This window comes from Planctobacterium marinum, assembly GCF_020687805.1.
Classification (GTDB): domain Bacteria; phylum Pseudomonadota; class Gammaproteobacteria; order Enterobacterales; family Alteromonadaceae; genus Planctobacterium; species Planctobacterium marinum.
Genome location: NZ_JAJEWQ010000009.1, coordinates 88,779 through 112,071, shown reverse-complemented (window position 1 = coordinate 112,071; position 23,293 = coordinate 88,779). Strand labels below are relative to the sequence as shown.

The window sequence follows — 23,293 nt, the reverse complement described above, 5'->3', positions numbered from 1 at the left end:
CCATGCCACGTTCTCTCAAGAAGGGTCCATTTATTGACCTACACTTGTTGAAGAAGGTTGAGGCTGCAGTGGAAAAAGGCGAAAAGAAACCAATTAAAACCTGGTCTCGTCGCTCTATGATCATCCCAGATATGATTGGGTTGACCATTGCAGTCCATAACGGTCGCCAACACGTTCCGGTATTCGTATCGGACGAAATGGTAGGCCATAAATTGGGCGAATTTGCGCCAACACGTACTTATAAAGGCCACGTGGCCGATAAGAAAGCGAAACGATAAGGAGTAGACAATGGAAGCTTTAGCTAAACACAGTTTTGCTCGTATTTCGCCTCAAAAAGCGCGTTTGGTAGCAGATCAAGTTCGCGGCTTGCACGTAGAAAAAGCTCTTGAAGTTTTGACGTACAGCCCTAAAAAAGCAGCCGATCTGGTTAAGAAAGTTCTTAACTCTGCGATCGCGAATGCTGAGCACAATGAAGGTGCTGATATCGATGAGCTAGTTGTAGCTAAGATCTTCGTTGACGAAGGTCCTACTATGAAGCGCATCAAGACTCGCGCGAAAGGTCGTGCGGATCGCATCTTCAAACGCAGCAGTCACATCACTGTTGTAGTAGCGGACAATCAGGAGTAAACAATGGGACAGAAGGTACATCCTACGGGCATACGCCTGGGTATCAGCAAACCATGGGTTTCTACCTGGTACGCCGGTACAAAAGATTATGCTGATAACCTGTATTCTGATCATCAGGTTCGTCAGTATCTGACTAAGAAATTGAAAAATGCATCTTTGTCAAAAATCGAAATCGACCGTCCTGCGAAAAGCATCCGTGTGACTATTCACACTGCTCGTCCAGGCGTTGTTATCGGTAAGAAAGGTGAAGATGTAGAAGTACTTCGCAAGCACGTGTCTAACCTGGCAGGCGTTCCTGCTCAGATTAACATCGCTGAAGTACGTAAGCCTGAACTAGACGGTCAATTGGTAGCTGATAGCATCGCTAGCCAGTTAGAGCGTCGTGTTATGTTCCGTCGCGCCATGAAGCGTGCCGTTCAAAACGCTATGCGTTTAGGTGCCAAAGGTATCAAGGTTGAAGTAAGCGGTCGTTTAGGCGGTGCAGAGATTGCTCGTTCTGAATGGTATCGTGAAGGTCGTGTACCACTACACACTTTCCGTGCTGACATCGATTATGCAACTTCAGAAGCGTTGACTACTTACGGTATCATCGGTATCAAAGTATGGATCTTCAAAGGTGAAGTTTTGGGTGGTTTGCCAACTAAGGCAGAGCAGCCAGAGCAACAACAGCCTAAGAAGAAGGCGCGTCCTGCTAAGAGAGGAGCGTAATCATGTTACAACCAAAACGTATGAAATTCCGCAAGATGCACAAAGGCCGCAACCGTGGTCTGGCATCTGGTAATAAAGTAAGTTTCGGTACTTTCGGTTTAAAATCGGTTGGTCGTGGCCGTATGACTGCTCGTCAAATCGAAGCAGCTCGTCGTGCAATGACTCGTCATATTAAACGTCAAGGTAAAATCTGGATCCGTGTGTTCCCTGACAAGCCAATTACTGAGAAGCCTCTTGAGGTTCGTCAAGGTAAAGGTAAGGGTAACGTTGAATACTGGGTGTGCCAGATTCAGCCAGGTCGTGTGTTGTATGAGATGGAAGGTGTGCCAGAACAATTGGCGCGTGAAGCTTTCGAACTTGCAGCAGCGAAATTGCCGTTTAAGACCACTTTTGTAACTCGGACGGTAATGTAATGAATGCATCTGAATTAAGAGAAAAGAGCGTAGAAGAATTGAATGCGCACCTGATCGAACTTCTTCAGGAGCAATTCAATCTGCGCATGCAAAACAGCACTGGTCAGTTGGCGCAAACGCACCAATTGAAAACAGTTCGTCGTAACATTGCGCGTGTTAAAACCATTTTGACTGAGAAGGCAGGTGCCTAATGACTGAGAAAACTCGTACAGTACAAGGTCGTGTGGTTAGCAACAAGATGGATAAAACTATCACTGTTGCAGTAGAGCGTCGCGTGAAGCACCCTATCTATGGGAAATTCATCAAGCGTACTACTAAGTTGCACGCACATGACGAAAGCAATGCATGTCAAATGGGCGACGTAGTCACTCTTCGCGAGTGCCGTCCATTATCCAAGTCTAAAAACTGGATGCTGGTTGACATTGTAAGTAAAGCTTAATCTTTTAAGGTTTACAGCGAATTGAAAAACCCGCCTTTTGGCGGGTTTTTTGTTATGTCGGCTTCCCGGTAAACAATTACAGGGTAAATGGCACAATCAACGGTATCAGCAAATACTCACTGATAAGAATGCCAAAGAACAGGGCAATCCATACGTTGAGCTTCGCCAAAACCCACCGAACACCCGCCAGATTTTCCGGAAAGTCCTGAAACAGTCCAACACCGCATATCCGTTTAATTGCATAGGCTATTAGCAGTACCAGGATGCAGATTAGTGTTGTGTGTAATAAGTAAAGTTTCATCTTCGCTCTGGAATCCTAAATTTGTATTTCTGAAAAAATCCTCGCCAACAATCCTTACCATAAAAATGCCAGGACATGGAGAGGGTTTACCGGAGCCCGGTAAAACTACCAGCCCGTATTTAAGGGTTTTGGCATGGTATCCACAGTAAATTGTTTGGTGGGTGAATACAGCTGTACCAAAGTACAGGTTTGGGTTTGGCAACAAAACACGGGACGACAACCGGGGCTGTGTTAGTAGCAAGAGCACTATTGTGGAGGTTAAATATCCATAAAAATCTGAGACGGTAAATTAGTGATGCAATATTGTGAAGTTTTATGGTTTAACAAGGGGTTCACATTGATTTTTTCCAGAATTATTAGCTAATCTTAAAAGAGCTAACAGAATAAGCCATTCAACAGAGAACTCTCATGAGTAATAGTCCTCGCCCTAAATCAGGAGCCAATGCTCCGAAAATGAATGCTCCGAGACCACCCAATTCATCGGGAGCGGGGCCTAATGCACCCACCATGAATGCACCACGGCCGCCTGGCGGCCCGAATGGCTTAACAGCGGATACTATGAAACGCCTGAACGCTCATATAGGTCAGGGGCGAACGACTATTCATACCCGCAGCGAAGCGCGAATGCATGAAGAGCGCGCTTATATCTATGACCGGATGTCGAAAGGTGCCGTGATGACGGCAGCGTTAAATGCCAAAACTAAAATAAGTCCCTTTTCCACCTTAAAGGGTGCCGACAGAGACAGTCTCACCAAAGAAGCCATGGCACTCAAACCTTTTAAACATGACATGAAGGCCAACAACCCCGAGGGGGCGCGTGCCGAAAAAGTGGGTAAAACCGCAAAGTATACTAAGACCGGAGCAGGTGTAGTGAGTGCCGTCGGAACCGGCGTTACCTTGGTTAATCCATTGGCGGGTGGCATTACCAAAGCTGCAGCTACCGGCGTTGGCATCGGCGCAGGTATAGTCGCTGCGACTGCCTATGATCGGGCCAGTAAAGCATATGGAAAGAATGTTAACGACAATGCCTCCGGAGATGCCATGTTCGCTAGCCATATTGCGGCCGCTAAATCCGACCTCAATAAAGAAAAGCGCAACAACATGATCGCTTCCACCATGCTATCAGGTGCATTCAGCGGTGTGGGCCAATTAAATGCCGAACTGATGAGTGGCGCATCTGAAGGAGTCAGAATGGCCGCCAAAGCGATACATAACACGGCAAAAGGTACATCATCTTATCTGACTAAAGAAGCCATGGATAAAAGTGAAGGACGACACAAATCAGAAATCGTAAACCTGATGATGCATCAGCGCTCAAGGCAACATGACAAACCCGGCCTCATGATGCCGCCCAAAGCGACAGTAATCGGCGCTCCACCGGATCTGCAGCGTCAAAACGCTACCCGCAACGTCAATACCGGTGCTGGCCCACAATTACAACGACAAAACGCATCAAGACCCCTGAAAGGTACCTGAAACCGGAAACTGAGAGTGCTGTAAGGCAATGTCTTAGAACACTAATCAGAAATTTTCTGATGATCATCGTGTGTTAATGCTTTCATTTTTTGGCTACTTCTGACTAATATGAGCCCTTGCACAGTGCAAAATTTACCAGGAGTTTTAGCGTAAATGAATACGGTTAACCTTTCCCTACCTGCTGAAAAGCTTACCTACTGGATGGTTCAGGACAGTCATCGCGAGGTTTTGTTTCAACCCAGAGGTGGGCAAATGCTCACGTTTACCTGGAAAGAAATTGATACTGAAGCCCGAAAACTACTTAGTTTTTTTCGCGCTCAAGGGCTGAAGTCGGGCGACAAGGTTGCCATTTTATCGAAAAACTGTGCCCATTGGATTATCGCAGATATTGCGCTGATGTATGGCGGACTGGTCAGTATTCCAATTTATCCCACAGCCAATGCCGAAACCATCAGTTATGTGCTGGAGCATTCAGAAAGCAAAATGATGTTGGTGGGTAAACTGGACGACTGGCAATCTCAGGTGAGTGGCATTCCGGATACTATGCCTAAAGTGGCTTTTCCTTATCCCACTATGCCGGCAGAAAATCAGTGGGACACGATTATGCAGGACAATGAGCCCGCTGATAGTGTTTCACCGGTTGCCGCAGACGATCTAATGACGATTCTGTATACGTCAGGCAGCACCGGTAATCCCAAAGGGGCCATGCACACCTATCAGAGCTTTGTAAACGCCGGTAAAAATGTCGGAGAGCGTTTAGCGGTTACACCCGACGATCGCATTATGTCCTATTTACCGCTCTCTCATTGTACTGAACGGGCTTACGTGGAATCCACCTTGCTGAACTATGGATTAAAGGTGTACTTCGTGGATAGCCTGGATACCTTTGCAGCCGACCTTGGCTATGCCAAACCCACAATTTTTGGTTCGGTACCGCGTCTCTGGACTCAATTCCAGAAAAAGATCCTCACTAAAATGCCTAATAAAAAGTTGCAAACCTTGCTAAAAATTCCTTTGCTGGGCGGTATTGTCAAAAACAAAATCAAGAAGCAAATGGGCCTGGATCAAACCCGTATTTTCATCAGTGGCTCGGCACCTCTGTCAGAAAAAATTCTGCACTGGTACAGCAAATTAGATATCAATATCGGCGAAGGTTGGGGCATGACCGAATCCTTTGCTTGTGGCAGCGTGTTGGGACCGGATATGGAGGTGCGAATAGGCACAGTTTCTAAACCACTACCCGGAACCCAGGTGATTATCGCCGAAGATAATGAGATTCTACTGAAAACCGAATCCGATATGCTGGGTTACTACAAAGAAGAAGAGAAAACCAAGGAAACCATTAACGAAGACGGTTACATTCACACTGGTGACCTGGGTGAGTTAAAAGACGGCTATCTGTCGATTGTAGGACGGAAAAAAGACATCTTTAAAACTGAAAAAGGCAAGTATGTGGCCCCGATCCCTATCGAGTCTGAATTTGGTGACAATGAGTATATTGAGCAAATGTGTCTGATGGGAACCCAGCTTGTGCAACCGGTTTTAGTGGTTAATCTCAGTGAGCATGCCGCGGCAATTGAAAAGAGTGAATTGGAAAGCAGTTTGTTGTCTACCCTTAGCACTGTGAATAGCAAACTGGAAGCGCATGCAAAGGTATCTGCCATTATAGTAGCCAAACAGGCGTGGACGACAGACTCTGGTGAGTTAACGCCAACCCTGAAGGTGAAACGCCATATCGTTGAAAAAACCTTTTTACCTGTGGCTCAGAATGTCGAAAAAGGCAAAGTGAGTTGGTATTAACCCTGTGAACCGTCTTGCGGCTCCTGACTGAAACATGACTGGCGGTACCCCGGGAAAGTCCGGTACCGCCAACTTTCACCGTCGTCAGCATTCACCACAATAGACTTCGTCAGTGTTGACCCTGCAATACTGCTCCTGTATTCGCAGTTATTGATTCTGCGGATAGTCAAAACACCGCTTCCGGTGTATTGTTTTACTGGCAGTTTAACCCCGAACATATCCCTTACAAATTCATTGAGACAGTGTCATGGCCATCAGAAAGTTAACCGCCGCCAGTGAGTTATCAGCGCAACAATTTCGCTATTATGATTTTTTCATGGCAGCGACTTGTGTGATTATCGTTTGTTCCAACATTATTGGTGCTGCCAAAGTGGCCACAATCGCAGGGTTTACGTTTGGGGCCGGCGTGCTGTTCTTTCCGCTGTCCTATGTGTTGGGTGATGTACTCACCGAAGTTTATGGTTATTCACGGGCCCGGCGTGTCATTTGGGCTGGGTTTGCGGCGGCCGCGTTTGCCGCTGCTATGGCGGCATTTATTACTGCAATGCCACCGGCTGATAACTGGAATCAGAATCTCGGCGGTATTGATACCCAAACCGCCTTTGCCCTGAACTTTGGCCAGGTACCACGCATCATTTTCGCATCCATGTTAGCTATCTGGTGTGGCGAAATGGCCAACGCTTTTGTGATGGCCAAAATGAAAGTTTGGAGCCAGGGTAAGGCACTTTATCAACGCACTATTGGCTCTACAGTGGTGGGGCAGGGCGTGGATACCTTACTGTTTTACCCATTGGCATTCGGTGGCATCTGGTCAACAGAATTGCTTGTCACTGTGATGGTGAGTAATTATATTCTGAAGGTGTTATGGGAGGTGATGCTGACGCCGGTTACCTACATAATCGTTGGTAAATTAAAGCAGGCTGAGGGCGTAGATGTGTACGATAAAGAAACCCGCTTCACGCCATTTTCTATTCGCCGCTAATTTCACAAATGCTAATTTTCGAAAAGTGGGGTGTTTTTTAAGATTCACTTATGGGTCGTTCTTCAACTGGTGAGTGTTTAATTTTACCAAATTAATAGATGACCACTGTTCATTAATTGATTAAATTATGTTAAATCAATGCTTTATCATGTTGTCGGCATTGTTCTAAAGTTTGTCGCTATCCTCCTAACTTCAATGCACTTTACCATTCTAAGATGATGTCACCTCAGGGATGACCGCTCATGGCTGCTCATAAAAACAATACTAAATGGCAGCCATGCAAGGACACTTAAAACAAATCCAAGTCCATGAAGTGACATAACAAGTGACGAGAATAATCATGAAGTTAAATAAAATATCAGCCTCTTTATTAGCCGTAACTATGGCTTCCTCTTTTGCAGCTCAGGCAGCTAACGACAGATATATCATTCAGGTAGACGACAGTAAAAAAGGGGTTGTTAAAGCCCTTGCCAAAAAGTTAGGTGGTGAAATCAACGTTGATTCTAACGGCTTTTTCGCTGCGACTTTCTCCGGACAAGATCTGGAATCAGTAAAAGGTTTGCTAAACAACCCACACATTAAATTAATTGAAGAAGACCAGATCCGTAAGCCTATGAGCATCTGGAGTGACGATGCGGGCAACCCGAATACGACACAGATTACACCTTACGGCTATTATCAAGCTCAAGCAGATATGGTGGCTTTCGATCGTAATGCGGGTATGAAGGTGTGTGTCATTGACTCTGGTCTGTCTTCAGATAACCCTGATTTTGAATGGAGCCGCATTACTGGTGACAATGACTCTGGTACTGGCAATTGGTACGATCATGGCGGTCCTCACGGTACACACGTAGCAGGTACAATAGGCGCGGCAGATAACACCTATGGTGTTATTGGTATGGCACCAGGTGTTGAAATGCACATCATCAAAGTATTCAACGAAAGTGGCTGGGGGTATTCTTCTGATTTAGCACATGCAGCAAATCTTTGTTCTGCAGCAGGTGCCAACCTGATTAACATGAGCCTGGGTGGCGGTGGCGCCAACAGCACAGAAGAGAATGCATTTAAAGCTTTCCGTGATGCCGGAGGTTTATCTTTGGCGGCAGCAGGTAATGATGGCAACAGCGTGCGTTCTTACCCAGCCGGTTATAACTCGGTAATGATGGTGGGTGCTGCAGATGCAGACGATAACATCGCAGATTTCTCACAGTTTCCTGGTTGTACTACAGGTAAAGGCAAACGCGCGACAACGGATGATCAAATCTGTGTCGAAGTTGCTGCCGGTGGTGTTGATACCCTTTCAGCGTATCCTGCAGGTACAGCTCCTATTGCTTCTTTAACAGTAGATGGTAGCGGCTTTGCTTCTTCTGCTATGGAAAACTTTGGTAGTGCAGCGGGGGCGACTTACTTTATGGGTACCGCCGAAGCGGTAGACAATGGTGCAGCTGGCAAAGTCTGTGTGATTGATCGTGGTAATGTTTCCTTCTTTGATAAAGTAAATAACTGTGAGCAATCTGGTGGTATTGGTGCGGTCATCGTAAATAACGAAGCTGGCATGCTATACGGAACACTGGGTGACACTAACACTACTTCTATCCCTGCTGTAGGTGCAGCGCTGGAAGACCGCTCAGCAATTGTTGCTGCATCTAATATCGCGATCGATATCGAAAATGGTGATTATGGTTTCATGAGCGGTACTTCTATGGCTACACCAACGGCGACCGGTATTGCAGCATTGGTATGGTCTAACCATCCAACTTGTACCGGTGAAGAAATCCGCTCTGCTCTTAAAGCTTCTGCTGAAGATGGTGGTACTCCAGGTAATGATGTGTACTTTGGTTATGGTTTGGTTAAAGCCGCAGCTGCTGATGCGTATCTGACTGCAAACGGTTGTGCGGGTGGCAATAATGGTGGCGGTACAGGCGGTGACTTCACAATGTCTGCTTCTGGTTATAAAGTTCAGGGCCGCCAACGTGTTGACTTGAACTGGAATGGTGCTACCTCCAACAATGTTGATGTTTATCGCGATGGTAGCCTGATTGATACAACTTCTAATGACGGTGCTTACACAGATAACCTAAATGTTAAAGGTGGCGGCTCTTACAGCTATCAAATCTGTGAAGAAGCCAGCAGCACCTGTACTACAACGGTTACTGTAACATTTTAAGGGTTGATTAATTTTCCCAACCATACAACGCGGGCTTAGGCCCGCTTTTCTGTTTAAAGAAATTGGTTGAAAACTGAACAGTTAATCGCTAATGTGTCCAACCCTGACTTGAGGTCGTACCAGTAACTGTATGTAACAAGATAGAGTTATCGGGTTAAAGCAGTGTTGAAATCCAGGAAATCATAAATATGAAAATAAGTGTTATTACTACTTTTCTGGTTAGCGCTCTCGCAGTTGTTATAACTGTAATAATGAGCATGGATAGTCTGACTCAATCTATTGAACCCTCCATTGAAAGTAAAAGCTATATAATACGAGCTGAAACCTCCAAAGTCGCCTATGCTGCAGTTGAACAGGTAAAAGGGCAGATCACAAAAACACTCAAAATTATTGATGGTGTCGCTGCTGAATTGTCAGAGTCTCAGGTGGATGAGCTGGCAAATCAGGGATACAAAGTATCGTCTGATGCAAAAGTGCAATTAACGACCACCGGCTGGGGCGTGGCTTCTCAGGTATCTCAGTCTGTTGTGCCCTACCAAATGGGGGCGTTGCCAATGCATGACGCAGGCTGGTACGGAGATGGCGTTACAATTGCCGTACTTGATACCGGATTTAAATCCATGACAGGGATCCGCCAGGATGCCTATGGCCGCAAACGCATTTACGGTACCTACAACGCCATTACCGGTAAGATTCAAAATAACGATGAAGAGCAAAATGGACACGGTACTCATCTGGCCAGTATTGCTGCTAATAGTGAGCGTGACATCTACAATCGTTTTTACGGAATTGCTCCGGCAGCCAGGTTAGTCAGCATTAAAGCCTTCGGGGAACAAGGTGAGGGCAGTTATGCCGCGGTAATTGATGGTATAGAGTGGGCTATCAAATACAAAGACAGGTTGAATATCAGAGTTTTAAACATGTCTTTTAGCGCTCCTCCTCAAAGTTTTTATTGGGATGACCCGGTGAACGTTGCTGTAATGAAAGCCTGGCAAGCCGGGATCGTAGTGATTGCTTCTGCAGGTAACAATGGTGGCGCACCAATGACTATCGGTGTACCCGGAAACGTACCTTACGTGATTACGGTGGGGGCCAGTACGGATAACCACACAGTTGCCGATCTCGAAGATGACAGAGTCGCTAAGTTTTCTTCGATGGGACCCAGTATCGAAGGCTTTATCAAACCTGAGATTTTGGGGTACGGTGGACGGATAGTGGGTTTAATGGACAAAAACGCTCATTTAGCGACCGCGCATCCTGAAAACCATGATGGCTCCAAATACTTTGCCATGTCAGGCACTTCGCAAGCTGCCGCGACGGTATCCGGCGTGGTTGCATTGATGCTTGAATACGAACCCACATTGACCCCTGATGAAGTAAAGTGTCGCTTGATGGATTCTGCCACCCCTCTGAATCTCCAGGGGACAACGCAACCTGATGACATCTTTAAGCAAGGTGCGGGGGTTGCCAATGCGACTGACGCTGTATTAAGCAATGCCAGTAACTGTGCTAATAAAGGGTTAGACATTGCCGCGGACCTAGCAGGAAGCGCGCATTTTGTTGGCCCAGTGGCCACTATGGGAGAGCAAACAGTTCAACCCTATCTGACGCGTTTGTTATCAGACGGTTCACTTTGGCATGACGGTTCACTGTGGCACGATGGTTCACTGTGGCACGATGGTTCGCTTTGGCACGATGGTTCACTGTGGCATGATGGTTCACTGTGGCACGATGGTTCACTGTGGCACGATGGTTCGCTTTGGCACGATGGTTCGCTTTGGCACGATGGTTCACTGTGGCATGATGGCTCACTGTGGCACGATACCAGTTCACTAGGTACAGATGCTTTTGGTTCTGATTCAGCTGCCACGCCAAACACGGCAATTAATATTTCAGTGAATGTTTGGGTGAGTGACGATTAGTCACTCTCTGAAATTATTTAAGGCCCGGGTTTGTACCTGGGCCTTTTTATTTGCTAAAAAGGAACTGATATCAGCTTTGCAGAACAATAACGAATGAAGCAATCTCTTCTTATCATTACTCTTATCTGGGTAATGGGCACAATTTTACCTGCTGACGCTACGGAACTGCGCTTCACCCGATTTGATGTGGATAACGGCTTGTCTCACGAAATTATCCGAAAAAGTGTCCAGGATAATCGGGGCTTTATGTGGTTTGCCACCGAAGGTGGGCTCAACCGGTTTGATGGTTTTGAGTTTAAACACTTCCCTATTGTCTTGGGGGAGCAGCAGGTCACCTCAGTGATCAGTGATATGTTGTTCGATGGCGAGCAATATATTTGGTTGTCCACCCTGGGAAGCGGTGTGATTGTTTTCGACCCTGAGAGTAACTCTTTTTCCAGTGTGGGAACGGATAGTCTTGTCAGTCCCAGAATTAAACGAATTTATTTAGATTCAAAAAAACGGTTATGGGTGGGGAGCCTGGAAAATGGCTTGTCTCACATTGAAATTTCCAATCAAAACAAAGTTATTAATTATACCGGTGAAATTCGCGGGGTATCACATCCTGCCGTGACCGCGTTGACAGAAGACTCTTTAGGTCGTATCTGGATCGGTACCGATGGTGGAGGTATAGATGTACTACAGCCGCAATCTGGAAAGTGGTTAAGTTTCAGAGCCAACAGCACTGACTCTTCAGAAAGTATTAATGGCAATCGAATACGGAGTCTATTAACGGATTCCGAGGGGGATATCTGGATTGGTACATTAACGGCCGGGCTAAGCCGTTATTCTCTAAAGACAAAGCGATTCAGCCATTTCCGTCACAGCCCCGAAGAACCCAATAGTTTAAGCAATGACTTTGTTTTGTCGTTATTTGAAGATCGTCAAAAACGGTTGTGGGTTGGTACGGATAACGGCATTTCTTTATATGCTGACGATAAATTTGAACGTATTTTGTCAGATACCAGTAATCCAGAAAGCTTGAGTAATAGTCGCGTATTTAATGTTTTTCAGGATCAAGCCAATATTATATGGATCAGCACTTACAGTGGATTAAATAAATGGAATCCTGCCAATAGTGCATTCAATCATACGATTCCCAGAACGAACACAGTACTTAATCATGCTGTAGTTACAGATTTTGCGAAGGATTCAGACGGGCGCTTATATGTAGCCACTTACGGTGGTGGAATAGCTATTCAATCGCCGGATACCGGATTGTGGACAGCCATTACCAAAGAACAAGGCTTAGCGGATAATCGGATTATGTCGATTTTAATCGATAGAGATGATGGGCTTTGGGTGGGGACCCGCGCACAAGGACTGTTATACAAAGGAGCTGATACGTCAAAGTGGCACCAATTTTTACACAATGAGACCAACCCTGAGTCACTGCCATCAAACGGTGTTACTGATATTCTGCAGGACAGTAAAGATCGCATCTGGGTGGCCACCTACAACGGCGGTTTAAGTTTACATAGCGCCAATGGCTTTACTAATTTTGTGCGCGAACAAAGCGAGCTAAATAGTCTTTCCAGTAAAAATATCATGCAGATTCTGGAAGATCAGGAAGGCTATATTTGGGTTGCGTCGGAAAATGGGCTGAATAAAGTAGACCCAAACGATGGGGCTATTACGTCCTATCTTTATAATGAGGCTGAACCATCAGGCTTGAGCGGCGAACTAACCTGGCAGATATTTGAAGACTCCAGAGGCAACTTTTGGATAGCAACTCACGGACATGGTATCAGTGTCTGGTCTTTTGCGGATCGTACACAAGGAAAGTTAGCGATGCGCCATATCACTCAGGAAAATGGCTTAAACAGCAACACGGTTTACGGCTTTGCGGAAGATCGATTCGGTAATATTTGGTTCTCATCATCACGTGGAATCAGCCAGATAAATACCGAATCTTTCGCCCTTGAACACTTTGATAAAAGCCACGGATTGCAAGGTTATGATTTCAATCTGGGAGCCGTGTTTACCGATGCAAATGGCAAAATTTATTTTGGTGGTACAAACGGCTTCAATCAGTTTCTGGAGCAGGATCTAAAGATCCATTCACCAGCGCCAAAAGTCGAGTTGTTAGGAGTTACAGCTGTTGGAAACAGGTTAGCGTTGCCTGAGGGGAAACCCTTGGAGTTAAACTATAAAGATTATCTGGTGGCTTTCGACTATGTAGCTCTGGATTTTGCGGCGCCAGAAAAAAATCAGTATGAGTACAAGTTGAGTCCATTAGACAAAGATTGGATTAAGGCCGGTAATTTGCGCAGAGCAACCTATACCAATTTGCCTTCCGGTGACTATGTGTTCAGCGTCAGAGCCACCAATATTGCTGGTATTACGGGCAACGCTGAAATTAATCTGCCGGTAAAGGTTCATCCTGCTCCCTGGCGAACACCTTTGGCCTATAGTGCTTATGTACTTTGTACGGCAATACTATTGCTGTTATTTGTTAGAAGCCACATGAAAAAACTGGCGCTGGAAGAAAAACAACGCAAAGAGTTGGAGTGTCAGGTTGCTCAGCGAACGCTGGAATTGGCGGAACAGAATCAAAAACTTACCAAACTGAATAAGGAGTTGGAAAAGGCCCATGTTGAAGATGCATTAACCGGGTGTAAGAATCGACACTTTCTGGATATGTATCTCAAGAAAACATTGCCTGATTACGAGCACCAGAAAAATCATCAAATGTTAGTGCTATTAATAGACTTGGATAACCTGAAACCTTTAAATGATGCCTTAGGTCATGCGGCAGGTGATGCCTTAATTACCCATTTAGCCAACGTATTCAGGCAGGCCATTTCTCCTGAATTCAAGTTGATACGATGGGGAGGTGACGAGTTTATGATTGTTGGTTCTGTAACCAAAAGAGCAGAGTCGATTAAATTAGTCAATCAGATTAAACAACATGTTCACCGCTCAGAATTTCATTGGTTGGGGAATGTAGTTAGTTGCAAATGCTCAATGGGGTTTGCTCACTACCCATTTGATGAATCAGCTCCCAAAGCATTATCCTGGGACCAGGTTTCTATGTTGGCAGACAAAGCATTGTTTAGCGCAAAGCAGAATGATGGCATTTCCTGGGTGGGGGTAATGTCGCCTAAACGCGAAATTAACGAACTGATGTTATCGGAATTGATGCATTGCCAACGCATTTCTCAAGTGGATGATTTGGTCGAGATCGTTAGCAGCTCTTAGGCTTCCCGCTCCGGGTTAACCGACTTTTGATATTCGGATGGGGTTTGCCCACATTGCTGTTTAAAACAACGGGTAAAGTAATTCTGATTAGCAAATCCCACTTCTTCGGCCACCCTGCCTATTGGCATGCCCTGAGCTAAAAGCTCACGAGACTTCAGCAACCGATATTCTCTTAAGTATTCACCGGGTGTCATATTCAGTGCCGCTTTTAATTTCCGTTGTAACTGTCGTTCTGACAGTGCCAGTTCACTGGCCAGCTGTGATGGTGCAAAAGATTCATCCTGATAATATTTCTCTGAAATACCTTGTAATTTGTCCAAAAACTGCTGGTGGGGGAGTACTTCCTGAGCAGGAACCTCGGATGGCAGAACATGAGATTTTGCTCTGTTTAATGTTTCGTGCTGCAGTTGCTCTCTGAGCTGTTGCTGCTGCCGCGCCCGGTTTTGTAACAGGTTCCCCACTCTGAGTTGCAACTCTTTATGGTGAAAGGGTTTGGTCAGGTAGTCATCTGCCTGATGTTCCAACCCTTGTAATTTGCTTTGCGTATCGGATTTGGCAGTTAACATTAAAATCGGAATATGCTGAGTTACCGGGTGCGCTTTTAACTGTTTGACTACTTCAAATCCAGAGATATCCGGCAGCATCAGATCGCAGATGATCACGTCAGGAATGTCGATGATAGCCTGCTCAATGCCAGGTTTACCATTGGTAATAATGTCCGTTTGATACAAATCAGCCATGAGATGACGCAAATATTCCTGCATGTCCGGGTTGTCTTCGATGATCAGCAATTTATTGTCAGGAGCATGAGCTTGTGTCGCGTCTTTTGGGGCTCTGCGGCCCGTGACTTTTTCGACATCAGCCTCTTCGACGTTAAAGTCAATAACTTTTACCTGTTCTGCTGAGGATTGCTCCGGACTGCTGCAAGGTATCTTAATGGTAAAGGTGGTGCCTTCATTTAGGGTGGAGTCAACGGCAATGTGCCAGTCGTGTAATGTGACTAATTCGCTTACCAGTGACAGGCCTATACCCACACCAAATGTGTCGGAACGCCTGGCGGAATCTGCCCTTTGGAAACGTTCAAAAAGCCGCGCTTGTTCTTCTTCTGTCATACCACAGCCGGTATCGCTGATGGTGAGAAATAAAACATCGCTCTGAACCTGTGCACTCACTTCGATTTGACTGTCGTGGACAGAGTACTTATAAGCGTTGCTAAGCAGGTTGTATAGAATTTGTTGTAAGGCATCGTCATGCACGTTAATCCACGCGCCTGGTGTCACCTTATAGGAGAAGCTGATGTTTTTATTTTGGCACAGTTGCGCAAATTGCTGACAAGTGTCATTGATTATCTGGGACGCAGGCTGTGCTACTTTGTCTAGTTTCGGCGCACTGGTTATTTTTGACAGATTGAGTAATTGCTCCACCATTTTGAGAATTCTGATGGCATTCGTCCTGGCGGCATTCAGGCGGGTGGTCAGGGTGTCGTCTGTGCAGTGTTCAATACCTTCATCCAAAGCGCCCTGGATAATGGTCAATGGCGTGCGGAATTCGTGTGTAATGTTGGCCAAAAACTTGTCCTTGATACTCAGGGCTTGCTGTTCTGCTTCATGCAATCGGCTTACATCAACCAGTGAAGCTACATAGCCACCCTCTTCCAGTTCGGCAAAGGCGACATAACAGGTCAGTTGTTTGCCTTGTTGATCTCTGAAGAAAGCTTCTCTCATACCCTGCGTTACCAGTTTTGATTCTGTAAACGCTGACTCAGAAAAGCGTAACATGGTTTCCAGTGGCTCATCTTTGGCCAATAAACCGCTAAAAAAGGTACCAATGAGTGCTGACTCTGAGTAATTGAACTTCTCGGCCGCTGCACGATTGCAAAACTCAATTTTACCCAGCTTGTCTAATACAAAACTGGGAAACGGTAGATTTTGGGTAATATTTGGCTTTTCTATTCCCGTAGATTTATTGAATAACTCCGGTGTGATGTCCTGCTTTTGATTTTGAGTAAACCACTGCCTCAGATAGATAAAGGCGGCAAATATGACCACCCAACATACCAAAATATATTCCCGTAATGGTTTTAGGTCTTCTGCGAAAACGCCGCTTCCGTAACCTGCGGCGTGCACTATGGGCAGTAACACCAAGCCCACAAGAGTATGATCGGGCAGCCAGGTTGGCAGGGTTTTTGGCGATTTTACCAGGGTATAAATATGCGTATTTGGCTGAAATGCAAAAGCCAGTGCGACATAGGGCAGATACCATAAGAGTGAGAAAGTCCCCTCAATCTGCATCGGTAGAATACCGGCTTTAATGCTCAGTTCAGTGAGATCCAGGAGCAAAAGTAATCCAAAACTGAGTGAAATCCAGGTAAACCGTTGTCGCCATAGCGCTTCCGAGGCCGACTTAGCACTGATGGCATATAGGGTGAATAAATACAAATCCATCAGTATATAAAACAAAAAGGATGAATAATGTTGGTTAAATTCAGTGTGGGCACTTTGAGAGGGGATCACCACCAGGTAAACAAACAAGCCTCCCATCAAACACAGTGACACAATTTGCGTTAAAGTACCGTGCTGGGGGTGTTTGTTGACTCCGGGATGGTCCTGATTACTAAAAAAAACCTGAGCAAAACAGGCCACCAGAAAAAAGGCAAAATAACCATAGTCTGCCAGCAGATAAATCCAGTCTGACAGCCTGGCAGACATCAAAATTAATAAGCTGATCTTAGTCAGAAGCCAGAGAAACATGGCGAAACTAAAACAAAACCAGAACAGCTTTTCTTTTAGGTCGAGTTCTTCTTTTGGAATAACGCTGATAAAAATAAGAATAATCAGGCTGTAAAGTACATGTGCGCCCTGTAACAACACTGCATAATGCCAGTTAAGCTGGTGGGCAACATTGGTGAGCAACAAGAGGAAATGCACAAAGAACAGGGCCGCGAACAATGCACAGACAAATATTCGCTTAGTGAACAGCGGTGTTAAGGGAGAAGTAATCAAAATCTTTTTATTCTTTTTTTGTTACCTTGGCACTTTACCAAGCGCGGCTTACAAAAGAAACGATTAGTCAAACATCAGACCATTTGCAATTGGTTATGCTCTAATCTCAAATCCCTGATGAGAAATTTCAGCATTCTCGTTACCAGACAATACAAACTCTTCCAGGCGCATTGATAATTCAGCTGGCGCCAGGCGATGTTTCCCCTTGAGGCTACACTCCCAGATAATCAGGCGACGAATACTGTGTAGTTTTAGCGTTTCCTGCACTTTCTGGTCGCGTTGTTGATTGGCTTTAATCTTGTGTAGCCAAAATTCGGTTCTGGTGGCGGGGACTTTAAACAGATGACATTGATGCCCATGCCAGAAACAGCCGTGCACAAATAAGGCAAGCTGTTGTTGCGGCAGGTAAAAGTCCGGTCTGGTGTCGTGGAGGTGAGGTTGTGCCTGGCTATCGAATTGCAGGTCCTGCAATAATTTGGCTATTTGCAATTCGGGTTTGGTGTCACGATTTTTAATCGCTGACATGTTTTTGCGTCGTTGTTCCCGGGAGTGCACATCGGTCATGATTTTACATCGGTTCAGGGTCTGAGTTCGATGCGGGTAATTTCGCAGTGGCCAGGATCTTCTGCCCGTTGTTCTGAATCTTCTCTGGAGATATGAAAATTAACTTCCACAGGCCTGTTTTGCCGGATAGCGAGTTTGGCGATTTCAATACCTTGCAGATCTTGTGGCGCAAAACGCAATTCAGGGCAACTGGCCCGCTCACTGGTGCCCTTTAATACTAACCAGGTGTGAAATGCCGCTTCCGCGCTTTGTGATGCCTGTGAATAAAAGGATTTTACCAGTCCACGGCCGGAAACTTCGACGTAATGGCTTTGTGCCGCCAGTGAACCACTTAAACTAAGTGCGATGAGGATTGTATTAACGCTTTTCACAATAGTCTGACTTTTGTAATGAGATCAAACTACAGACTAGCAGGCTATGCTTAAATTAAAAATGAACAGAGCCACAACGGAAGTGGCTCAATCTGTCGAAATCATCTGTTTTATGCCGGCAGTCGGAATCGGTATCCGGCACCGTAGACTGACTCTATGATGTTTTCTTTAACACCTGAGTCCTTGAGCTTTTTGCGAATATTCTTGATGTGGCTGTCAATTGTGCGATCAGTAATGTCGTCGGTATTGCTGTACACTAAATCAATAATTTGTTGTCGGGAATAAATGCGTTCCGGGTTTTTAAACAGCAAACGATACAGGCTAAATTCCAGAGACGTCAGCGGGATTTCACTACCTTTGTAAGAAATCTTGAGTTTGTCGTCATCCAGACTAAAGATAGAATAATACACGTGGTCTGAGGTGCGACGCAGAATCGCCTGAACCCGCATTACCAGTTCAGGGGCGCTGAAAGGTTTGCACATGTAGTCATCGGCACCGGCTTCCAGTCCAATAAGTCTGTCGACTTCCTCGGATTTTCCGGTCAGCATAATAACCGGAATATTAGAAAATTCCCGAATCTCGCTACAGCATTGCAAACCATCTTTACCCGGTATAACCAAATCCATAATGACCAGATCAGGTTTATGATCACGTACATAATCGACGACGTGATCCCCTTTTACAATGTGATGAGTTTTAAAACCATTGGCTTCAAGAAAGCGTTGTACCTGTAATGCAATATCAGGGTTGTCTTCAACTACGAGTATTTGCTGCATATTTGTTATTCACCTGTTAATCACTTTGGCGATTATGTCATTTGTTGTGTGATGTAGGAGGCTAACATAATGATGAATTGTGCAAACAAAATGAAGAAGCAAGCTATTCGGAATTTACGACGGCAGACTGCAACTGAAAAGGCTTGAGCTTAAACTCAGGCAGTATGGCAATACAATGGTCAAAGATATCGGATTGAATACCTTCATAGTTTACCCAGTCTTTGTCCTGACTAAAGCAGTAAATTTCAATGGGGAGTCCGGTTGGCGCCGGGGGTAACTGGCGAACAATCAGGGTCATGTCCTGATTTACCTGTGGGTGTTGTTTCAGGTAGTTTTCAACGTATTTTTGATACACACCAATGTTGGTAAATTTGTTCACGTGCAACGCTTTATCTGGCGCAATTTTCTGATCAGATTTTTGCAATTCGGCCTTAAAGGCTTTGAGGTAATCAGACAACAGTGTAATCTCACTTAACCGGGACAATTGTTCATCGCTGCAAAAATCGATGGACTGGATATCAATATGGATGGCGCGTTTAATTCGTCGGCCACCGGACTCCTGCATTCCTCGCCAGTTTTTGATGGACTCATTCATCAGTGCATAGGTTGGGATCGTGGAGATGGTCTTATCCCAGTTTCGCACTTTAACCGTGGTTAGGCCGACCGCCATTACTGTGCCGTCTGCATTGTATTTTGGCATCTCTATCCAGTCGCCATTGGTAACAGTGCGATTGGCGACGATGTTTATGCCAGAAACAAAACCCAGAATAGTATCCCGGAACACCAGGATGATAATCGCCGTAAGAGCACCGACGCCTGACAATAACAGCGTGGGGGATTTGTTGAGCAATTGCGATACGATTAATAATATCGCAATGACCAGGAACAACAGTTTAGCAACCTGGATAAAGCCATCAATAGGCACCCGGCTGGCATATCGTGAGTTGGCGTATATCGCCTGAACACTGTTAAAAATGGCGAAGATGGCTCTGGCGGCGGCTACAATTAAATAAATGAGGCTCAGTTTAAGGGTAATCAGCAACGCAATGTGTTCAGCTTCCAGCGCATAGGGGGCTCCCAGATGCAAAAACGTTGCGGGAATGATATGGGCAATGCGCCTGAAAAACCGGCACTGGTGCAGGGTCTCATTCCAGTGGGGTTTGTTACTGAAGATCAGGCCGGTTAAGCGCTGTTGTAAAAATAGTCGGGTTATCCGCAGGCTTAACCAGGCTGTAACCACCATCAAAGCCAACATGCTTGAAATGAAAAGCCAGTCAGACTGCGCCACTGAAATCTGGTGTTCGTTTAGCCACTTTGCCAGGGTTTCCCCAAGGTGCATGTCTTTCACGCTTTTAATTCCTCAAGAATGGCGGTTATTTTGGCATCTTTTTGTTGCCAGCGCTGATTCAGATCTTGTTGGAACCCAATGCGAAACGTTTCATCATTAAAATAATCACCAATCAGCTCCTGGCTAACCGGCAATACATCCACCACAAAAACGATTTGCTTCAGGTTACCGCTTAACATGTCCCGCATAACTACTCCCTTGTTGCCAGGGTAAATCAGAGTGACATCCAGAATGTTTTGAAACAGTTCTCCCATGGCTGCAAAAGTAAACGCAATACCTCCGGCCTTGGGCGGTAACAGATGTTGCAATTGATTGCCTTTGGCCGCTTTTTTGGCTGGCGTAAAGCGGGTACCTTCCACAAAATTGATAATGGTGGTGGGCGCGTTGCGGTACTTTTCGCAGTGCTTTTTAGTGGTTTCTATGTCTTTGCCTTTCAGATGTGGGTGCTTATTAATGTAGGCCTGGCTATAGCGCTTCATAAAGGGCATTTCCAGTGCCCAGGCAGCGACACCCACAAAAGGTAGCCATATTAATTCCTGTTTCAAAAAGAACTTCGGTGTAGGAATGCGTTTATGGGTAAAAGCAATCAATAATATAATATCCAGGTAACTGATATGGTTCGCGATAACCAGATACCAGCCCTCAGGGTCCAGTTCCCCATTGATTTTATATTCCACATCAATATTGTTGAAAAACTTAATCATGGCAACGCTACAGGTACCAAAACGAGCCACTATCACTTTTAGCACAGCGTCTACCGGCCTTCGCAATATTTTGGGCGTAATAAATTTGAGCAACCCAAAAGTAACCGCCAGCGTTGCCCAAATCGCCAGATTTACGGCTTGCAGGGTAAAATGGAGAGGAAAAATAATCAGTCCCATGGGCATCAATATCCGTTTTTTAGTGCTTGTAGTTGTTGGTCTTTATGCTGCCAACGTTGATTTAACCATGACTGAAAAGCCGCTCTTTGACTGGCGTCATCAAAGTAATTACTGGCAATGACTCCTTGCTGTCTCAATGCCGGGATAGAAAGGGTTTCTACCCGCACCTGAATATGCTTCACCTTGCCACATACGAAATCCCAATAATTTGGCGTTCCACCGGGGTAGTAGATAGTGACATCCAGCAACACATTCAGGTTTTTCTGCATCGCTTCCAGCACGAATGCCATGCCACCTGCTTTGGGCTTCAGCAGGTGAGTAAATTCTGATTGTTGTTTCTGGTGTTTTTTCGGGGTTATGCGTGTGCCTTCCACAAAATTCATAACACTGACCGGTTTAAATTTGAATTTGCGACAGGCTTCTTTAGTGGCTTCCAGGTCTTTGCCTTTCATTTCCGGGTGTTTTTCCAGGAATTTGCGGCTGTAGCGTCGCATAAAGGGGAAGTCCAGTGCCCACCAGGCCAGACCCAAAAAAGGCACCCATATCAGTTCTTTTTTTAGGAAAAACTTGAGGAAGGGAATTTTGCGATTGAATACCCGCTGTAGCACCAAGATATCCACCCATGAACGATGATTGGCGATCACCAGATACCACTCTTTAGGGTTCAATTTGTCGATGCCTTGCACATCCCAGCGGATATTACTCAGTAAGGTTTGATTGAGATTATTGACGCTGATCCAATTGGAGGCGCAACCATCCAGAATATAGGAAATTAAGGTTTGCCAGGGCTTAACCGGGAGAAGCTTCAGAAACGACAATCCGAAAATAGGAATAAACCAAAAGACGGTGTTTACAAAATAAATAAGTACCGAAAAAGAACCAACTAACTGACGCATTGTTTACCACTCAACCAAACGAGGCGACATAATACTGAATTTTACGCTTTAGCTAAACAGCGAAATAACTTTGTATAAGCCCAGGCCTGTTACCAGCAACACAATACAAATGCCCAGTAAATTCTGCCACCCCGAGTTGCGCCATTGTCCGAGGACTTTGGCGTCATTGCAAAACCACAACAGACAAAGTGCAATAAATGGGAGTAACAAACCATTACTGGCCTGAGCCAACATAATGGCTGTTAGCGGTTTCAGAGATAAAAAGCACAGCAGAGTACCTATGGTGATAACGCTTAACCAGATCATTCTGAATCGGGGCGACTGCAAATCAACGGACCAACCCAGTGCGCCACATAGTGCGTAACTGGTGGCCAGCGGAGCTGTAACCGCACTGGTTAACCCGGCGGCAAACAGGCCTAATGCAAAAAATGCCGGAGCAAAGTCGCCAAGCAGTGGCCTTAATTGCTCGGCGATATTGGTCATATCTGGCGCAATACCCTGGCTAAACCAGGTGGCGGCGGCTGTCGACAATATTGCGATAGTGACTAATCCCCCCAGACCAATGGCAAAGAGGCCGTCTTTGCGCAATAGTGAAAGTCGCTGTTCGTGACTTTTTTCTGTCTGAAACTTTGCTGCCAGACTGGCGTGTAAAAACAGGTTGTAAGGCACCACAGTGGTACCAATCAGGGCAATCGTGGTAATTGTCGCTGCAGAGGGTAATGAGGGAACGAACAGACCAGATAACAATTGATTAAACTGAATATCAGATGCAAAAAAGGTGAGCAAAAACACCAGACTCATCAGTAAAACCAGTAAGGTTAGTATCGTCAACAAGGTTTGAAATTTGCCCTGATATAAAATCGCGGCAGCAGCAATACCGAGCAACAGGCTCCAATACTGAATTTCACCCCCTAACAGATTGGTTAGTCCCATGGCGGCACCGGTCAGGTTGCCTGCCTCGTAGGCGGCATTGCCAATACCAATGGCGCAGACTATCAGGGAAATTATTGACCACTTAAACAGCGGTTGACTAAATCGTTTGTTTAGCGCTTCGGCCAAACCGGCTCCGGTGGCAACGCCCAGTCGGGCTGCCATTTCCTGCAACACCATTGTTGCAACAATCGAAAACAGTACCGCCCATAGCAGGGCATAACCGTAGTGAGCACCAGCCAATGTCGCTGTTGTGACCGTACCCGGACCGACGAACGCGGCGGCGATCAAAAATCCTGGACCTGTTTTATTCATGTTTCTGACGTCTCTTTTTCTGGGATTTCCACATCAGAGTAAAAGGGATTGCTTAATTTAGAAAGTCCTAAATATTGTGACGCTCGTTTGTTGCAAAGAATATGATCCACTATGCTTATATCACAGGCTTGAATC

Annotated in this window: 21 protein-coding genes; 12 read left to right on the top strand and 9 right to left on the bottom strand. The window is 45.6% G+C overall.

The window, feature by feature from the left end:
* Window positions 1–2 precede the first annotated feature (2 nt).
* Genes rpsS through rpsQ form a run of 6 tightly spaced genes read left to right on the top strand, consistent with a single transcriptional unit; the run spans window position 3 to window position 2,187 of the window.
* A complete protein-coding gene (rpsS, locus tag LJ740_RS21660) occupies window positions 3–278 on the top strand; it encodes a 30S ribosomal protein S19 (RefSeq protein WP_229531226.1) in 276 nt (91 codons plus the stop codon).
* A 10-nt stretch (window positions 279–288) separates the two neighbouring features.
* Window positions 289–627 (top strand): 50S ribosomal protein L22, encoded by a 339-nt coding sequence (gene rplV / locus LJ740_RS21655; RefSeq protein WP_229531225.1) that lies wholly within the window; start codon window positions 289–291, stop codon window positions 625–627.
* Window positions 628–630: 3 nt separating this feature from the next.
* Window positions 631–1,335, top strand: a complete 705-nt coding sequence (gene rpsC / locus LJ740_RS21650) for a 30S ribosomal protein S3 (RefSeq protein ID WP_229531224.1) — start codon at window positions 631–633, stop codon at window positions 1,333–1,335.
* A gap of 2 nt (window positions 1,336–1,337) precedes the next feature.
* Complete coding sequence (gene rplP / locus LJ740_RS21645; protein ID WP_229531223.1) at window positions 1,338–1,748, top strand: 50S ribosomal protein L16; 411 nt, start codon at window positions 1,338–1,340, stop codon at window positions 1,746–1,748.
* Window positions 1,748–1,939, top strand: a complete 192-nt coding sequence (rpmC, locus tag LJ740_RS21640) for a 50S ribosomal protein L29 (RefSeq protein ID WP_229531222.1) — start codon at window positions 1,748–1,750, stop codon at window positions 1,937–1,939. The genes rplP and rpmC overlap by 1 nt, the downstream gene beginning before the upstream one ends.
* Complete coding sequence (rpsQ, locus tag LJ740_RS21635; protein WP_229531221.1) at window positions 1,939–2,187, top strand: 30S ribosomal protein S17; 249 nt, start codon at window positions 1,939–1,941, stop codon at window positions 2,185–2,187. Before rpmC ends, rpsQ begins: the two co-directional genes overlap by 1 nt.
* A gap of 76 nt (window positions 2,188–2,263) precedes the next feature.
* Here rpsQ and LJ740_RS21630 read toward each other — a convergent pair whose 3' ends face one another.
* On the bottom strand, window positions 2,264–2,488 hold the full coding sequence (locus LJ740_RS21630; RefSeq protein ID WP_229531220.1) for a hypothetical protein: 225 nt from the start codon (window positions 2,486–2,488) through the stop codon (window positions 2,264–2,266).
* Between the two features lie 408 nt (window positions 2,489–2,896).
* On the opposite strand from LJ740_RS21630, the gene LJ740_RS21625 reads away from it, so the two are divergent.
* The 6 genes from LJ740_RS21625 (at window position 2,897) to LJ740_RS21600 (ending at window position 14,075) form a co-directional block, all read left to right on the top strand.
* The gene (locus LJ740_RS21625) at window positions 2,897–3,964 is read left to right on the top strand and encodes a hypothetical protein (protein WP_229531219.1); all 1,068 of its coding nucleotides are present in this window, start codon (window positions 2,897–2,899) and stop codon (window positions 3,962–3,964) included.
* A gap of 153 nt (window positions 3,965–4,117) precedes the next feature.
* Window positions 4,118–5,764 carry an AMP-binding protein gene (locus LJ740_RS21620; RefSeq protein WP_229531218.1) on the top strand — a complete coding sequence of 549 codons (1,647 nt, stop codon included), beginning with the start codon at window positions 4,118–4,120 and terminating at the stop codon, window positions 5,762–5,764.
* Between the two features lie 247 nt (window positions 5,765–6,011).
* A complete protein-coding gene (locus LJ740_RS21615; RefSeq protein ID WP_229531217.1) occupies window positions 6,012–6,746 on the top strand; it encodes a queuosine precursor transporter in 735 nt (244 codons plus the stop codon).
* Between the two features lie 340 nt (window positions 6,747–7,086).
* Window positions 7,087–8,913, top strand: a complete 1,827-nt coding sequence (locus tag LJ740_RS21610; RefSeq protein WP_229531216.1) for a S8 family serine peptidase — start codon at window positions 7,087–7,089, stop codon at window positions 8,911–8,913.
* Window positions 8,914–9,164: 251 nt separating this feature from the next.
* On the top strand, window positions 9,165–10,835 hold the full coding sequence (locus LJ740_RS21605; RefSeq protein ID WP_229531215.1) for a S8 family peptidase: 1,671 nt from the start codon (window positions 9,165–9,167) through the stop codon (window positions 10,833–10,835).
* Between the two features lie 93 nt (window positions 10,836–10,928).
* On the top strand, window positions 10,929–14,075 hold the full coding sequence (locus LJ740_RS21600) for a ligand-binding sensor domain-containing protein (protein WP_229531214.1): 3,147 nt from the start codon (window positions 10,929–10,931) through the stop codon (window positions 14,073–14,075).
* Here the strand turns inward: LJ740_RS21600 and LJ740_RS21595 are convergent.
* From LJ740_RS21595 to LJ740_RS21560, 8 genes are all read right to left on the bottom strand, one after another.
* Window positions 14,072–17,077: an ATP-binding protein gene (locus LJ740_RS21595; protein WP_229531213.1), complete on the bottom strand. Its 3,006-nt coding sequence runs from the start codon at window positions 17,075–17,077 to the stop codon at window positions 14,072–14,074. The two genes, LJ740_RS21600 and LJ740_RS21595, sit on opposite strands and share 4 nt — an antisense overlap.
* Before the next feature lie 93 nt (window positions 17,078–17,170).
* Complete coding sequence (locus LJ740_RS21590) at window positions 17,171–17,641, bottom strand: very short patch repair endonuclease (protein WP_229531212.1); 471 nt, start codon at window positions 17,639–17,641, stop codon at window positions 17,171–17,173.
* Between the two features lie 14 nt (window positions 17,642–17,655).
* The gene (locus LJ740_RS21585; RefSeq protein WP_229531211.1) at window positions 17,656–18,012 is read right to left on the bottom strand and encodes a hypothetical protein; all 357 of its coding nucleotides are present in this window, start codon (window positions 18,010–18,012) and stop codon (window positions 17,656–17,658) included.
* 110 nt (window positions 18,013–18,122) lie between these two features.
* Complete coding sequence (locus LJ740_RS21580; protein ID WP_229531210.1) at window positions 18,123–18,788, bottom strand: response regulator; 666 nt, start codon at window positions 18,786–18,788, stop codon at window positions 18,123–18,125.
* Window positions 18,789–18,891: 103 nt separating this feature from the next.
* Window positions 18,892–20,127, bottom strand: a complete 1,236-nt coding sequence (locus LJ740_RS21575; RefSeq protein WP_229531254.1) for a mechanosensitive ion channel family protein — start codon at window positions 20,125–20,127, stop codon at window positions 18,892–18,894.
* A 5-nt stretch (window positions 20,128–20,132) separates the two neighbouring features.
* Window positions 20,133–21,017, bottom strand: a complete 885-nt coding sequence (locus LJ740_RS21570; RefSeq protein WP_229531209.1) for an acyltransferase — start codon at window positions 21,015–21,017, stop codon at window positions 20,133–20,135.
* A 5-nt stretch (window positions 21,018–21,022) separates the two neighbouring features.
* Complete coding sequence (locus LJ740_RS21565; RefSeq protein ID WP_229531208.1) at window positions 21,023–21,913, bottom strand: acyltransferase; 891 nt, start codon at window positions 21,911–21,913, stop codon at window positions 21,023–21,025.
* A 48-nt stretch (window positions 21,914–21,961) separates the two neighbouring features.
* Window positions 21,962–23,158 carry an Nramp family divalent metal transporter gene (locus LJ740_RS21560; RefSeq protein ID WP_229531207.1) on the bottom strand — a complete coding sequence of 399 codons (1,197 nt, stop codon included), beginning with the start codon at window positions 23,156–23,158 and terminating at the stop codon, window positions 21,962–21,964.
* Window positions 23,159–23,293: the final 135 nt, after the last annotated feature.